At 71.0% G+C, this 3,422-nt stretch carries 4 protein-coding genes and 2 pseudogenes; 1 reads left to right on the forward strand and 5 read right to left on the reverse strand.

Going from position 1 to position 3,422, the window contains the following annotated elements; translation table 11 throughout:
* A pseudogene (locus VFZ20_RS10720) lies at positions 1 to 404 on the forward strand (hypothetical protein); the annotation flags it as partial.
* Between the two features lie 90 nt (positions 405 to 494).
* Here VFZ20_RS10720 and VFZ20_RS10725 read toward each other — a convergent pair.
* The 5 genes and pseudogenes from VFZ20_RS10725 to VFZ20_RS10745 form a co-directional block, all read right to left on the reverse strand.
* Positions 495 to 1,361: an HNH endonuclease gene (locus VFZ20_RS10725; protein WP_329683867.1), complete on the reverse strand. Its 867-nt coding sequence runs from the start codon at positions 1,359 to 1,361 to the stop codon at positions 495 to 497.
* Positions 1,362 to 1,665: 304 nt separating this feature from the next.
* Positions 1,666 to 1,950 (reverse strand): hypothetical protein, encoded by a 285-nt coding sequence (locus VFZ20_RS10730; protein WP_329683868.1) that lies wholly within the window; start codon positions 1,948 to 1,950, stop codon positions 1,666 to 1,668.
* A gap of 55 nt (positions 1,951 to 2,005) precedes the next feature.
* Positions 2,006 to 2,365, reverse strand: coding sequence for a DUF2335 domain-containing protein (locus VFZ20_RS10735; RefSeq protein ID WP_329683869.1), 360 nt, complete (start codon positions 2,363 to 2,365; stop codon positions 2,006 to 2,008).
* A gap of 133 nt (positions 2,366 to 2,498) precedes the next feature.
* On the reverse strand, positions 2,499 to 2,708 hold the full coding sequence (locus VFZ20_RS10740; RefSeq protein WP_329683870.1) for a hypothetical protein: 210 nt from the start codon (positions 2,706 to 2,708) through the stop codon (positions 2,499 to 2,501).
* Between the two features lie 251 nt (positions 2,709 to 2,959).
* A pseudogene (locus VFZ20_RS10745) lies at positions 2,960 to 3,422 on the reverse strand (hypothetical protein); the annotation flags it as partial.

A 3,422-nucleotide genomic window follows, 5' to 3' on the forward strand; every position in this document is an offset into this window, starting at 1 on the left:
GCCAGGGAGGACGGGGGCCGGCGCGGGGCTACGACTTTGGCCTGCGCGGATACCGCGAAACGGCGCCGCAGCGGCCGCCCGTGCGCGTGCGGCACGTGGGCGCCAGCTACGACCGCGGGTACTTCGGTCACCCCGCGCTGCCCAACCGGGTCACGCAGCGGTACAACATGGAGTACGTGCGGCCCGAGCCCAACCAGCTGCGCACCAACTACATGCCGTTTGGCGGCGACGTGGAGGACCGCATCGTCGACAGCACGGGGTACTGGCGCCAGTACAGCACGCAGGGCGGCAGCCGCACCTGGCGCGGCGGCGGCCTGCCCATGGGCTGGGAGCGCGAGCCCAGCTACGAGTACGACCGCGAGTATCGCGGCTACGGCCGCGACTTCCGCGGCCCCATGCGCTGACGCATCGGCGCTGACGACGAGAGGGGCGGCGCACGAAGCGCCGCCCCTCTCGTCGTTGCAGGCTATTCCCTATTCCCTGTTCCCTATTCCCTACGCAGCCCGCCCCCGACCCCGCGCGGCCCCACGCCGCCCCTTTGCATCCACCCGGCTGCGCCGCCGCCGGCCCCGTCCCCGGCGCTTCCACCCGTCCAGGGAGACGACGCGCGCATCGTCGTCGTCCTCCTCGTCATCCGCGGGCTCCGTGGCGAGCGCCGGATGGCCAGGATGACGCTCGCCGATGGTGCGATGCGCCCGGCGCCGCTCGCGCTCCAGCTCCTCGTGCACCTGGTCCGCGGACGCCTCCCACACCAGCGCCAGCGTGCCGATGAGCGTGGCCATCCCCCGCGCGATGGTGTCGGCGTGGCGACCGTCCTCGTCGGCCCGCAGCGCGGCCGGGATGGGACAGCTGGGGCCGGCGTACGATGCCGCGCGGTCGCGCGCCCGCTCGATGCGCACCGCCGCCGCCGTGACGATGCGACGCGCCGCGTAGCGACGGCGGTGCAGGCGCCGGCCCGCGCACAGGCGGCGCAGCTGCGTGCGCCACGGCTCACCCCCGTGCGCGCTCTCGGCCAGCAGCCACACGGCCGCGTACAGCTCGGCGAACACGCGCACGTCGATCTGCCGCACGGTGTCGGGCGGCAGGGTGGCGAGATAATCGAGGAAAGCGAGAATTCGCCGCGGACGGGCGAGGAGGAAGAGGACGACTTCCTGGCAGCCGCGCCGCTGGTTGCAGGGCGCGCAGGCGGGAACGATGATGCGGGCGTCTTTTCTTCGGCCGCCGCGGGCCTGGGGAATGACGTGTTCCCGGGTGAGGGGCCGGTCCGGGGCCGCGGGGGCCCGGCAGTACACACACCGTCCGGTCTTGATGCGGTGCTCCAGCTCCCGCTGCAGCGATCCGCCCTGTCCGTTTCCTCGCACGTAGGCTCCCGGTGGGGAAGGAGGCGGCGGAACGGGTCCGCCCTGTGTGCGTCCCGTGTGCGCCTCTCGCGAGCTGCGCACGCGGGAATGTGGCCGTCTGGATGGAAACGTTAAGAAACTTCGGTGCCATGATCGCCGCCGCCGCGTATCACGCGTGCGGCGGTCACGTATCGATTGTACCGTTCCTGGGGTTCAGGTGTTTCAGATGTGGCTCGCGGGCGGGGTGCAACCAGGGATTGCGATCCGGAGCCCTGATCACCGCTGCCCAGCACAATATGTAGTGCTCCCCCCCGGAGCACCAGCATTATCTTTTCGTGAAGCCGGCGGGCTCCGCCAGCCGTCCCTGCGCGCGCAGCCGGCGGCAGGTGGCGTCGCTGTACCGCGGGCCCACCAGCGTGTTGTCCACCACGGCCGAGTCGGCGGCCGTGCGGGCCCGGGCGTACGCGTGGCGGCACGCGCCCACGTCGGTATCCATCCGCACCAGGGTATACCAGCCGAACGCCGGGATGCACCCTACGCCCACGAGAACGGACCACGCGTGGGGAAGCGCCAGGCGCAGACGCTCGGCGAGGCGAAGACGTCTGCTCAACTCGCGATCCTCCTCTCGACTCTTTCGCGCAGGTTCACGAGGCACCGGTCCGCGATCAGGCGGCCGCCTCGCGCGGCTCGCGGCGAATCTGCGGCTCGACGCGGAACGCGGAGAGCGGGACGCGCCGCCGGCCCGCGACGAACACGATCACCAGCCCCGCCACGGCCCCCACGACCCCCACCAGCCCCACGGTGCTGCGGCCCTGCCACGCCAGCGCCATCCCGCCTCCGATGGTCGTGAGCGAGACGAGCAGGGCGCACCACAGCCCACCCCACGCCATACAGAGCATCGAGCGCTCCACCGTGCGCCGGTGCCGGGCTTCCTGCTCCGCCCAGTCCACGATCCGCGGCGCCAGCCCGGGCATCATCGTCTCGTACTCCGCCAGGGTCTCCGGCATGGGGATGGGCCCCTCCATGGCTACCACCCGGTGCAAGCCCGGCGGCAGACCGCCATCCGGGCGCAGGAAAGCCCCCGGCCGTCCGTCCAGACGAACCGGAGGCTGCACGTGAACAACCGGGAGCTCGAGGGTCAGGGGCGGCGGCTCGGGGTTATTCCGGCGCTTGCCCATAGTACCGCCACGCGGCGTGGGTCGCGCGCTCCCAGTCCTGGCGCAGGGCCAGCAGGTCGCCGGCCGGACCCTGGCCAAAGCGGCCGCGGTCGCGGGCCAGCGTGCCGCCCATGTCGAGCACGTGCGCGGCGCCCCACAAAAAGGCGGAGAGGCCGGGACGGAGGTGCAGCCGGTCAAAGATCCGGTTCATGGACGCTCGCGGGGTGCGGGTGAACGGGATGCGTGCTGCCTTTCGCCGCCAACGATGTAAACACCGTGGCCACCCGTCAAGGGTGTACGGGTTGTCCGTGCCAACTCCGCCACCGGCAGCACGGTTTTCCGTCCAGTTTTCCGCGCGGTGTCCGCGAACGTGAGGATATTGGGAGCACGAAAAACCGCCCGCGGGGAGCGTCCCCGCGGGCGGTTTTCATCCGCCGAAATCAGGTCCGGTGGATCAGCCGATCAGTACCACTTGGTGAGCTCCACGCCCTGGTAGTAGAAGCGGATGATCTCGTCGAAGGTGGCGCCCTTCTCGGCCATGCCCGTGGCGCCCGTCTGGTTCAGGCCCACGCCGTGGCCCCAGCCGCCGCCGAACGCCTCGAAGCCCACCACCTCGCCCGTCCTGCGGTTCACCACGGGCTCGATGACGAACAGCGTGCTCAGCAGGCTGCTCATCGTCCCGCTGGCGTTGATGTACTTGAGCGAGGTGCGGACGTGATCCTTCGTGTCGTAGAAGGTCCCCGCCTCGGTGACGTACTCGATCCGCTTCACGCGCCCGCTGTTGGAGCGCTCCAGGACGTTGATCGCCAGCACCCTGCCCACGTCCTGCCCCGCGTGCAGCGAGATCACGTCGCTGATCTCGTCCGCCGTCCACTCGAAGCTCCAGCGGTGGTATTTGCTCCAGTCCGCCTCGAAGTCGCCGTTC

Origin of the sequence: Longimicrobium sp. (assembly GCF_036280135.1) — a bacterium.
Classification (GTDB): Bacteria; Gemmatimonadota; Gemmatimonadetes; order Longimicrobiales; family Longimicrobiaceae; genus Longimicrobium.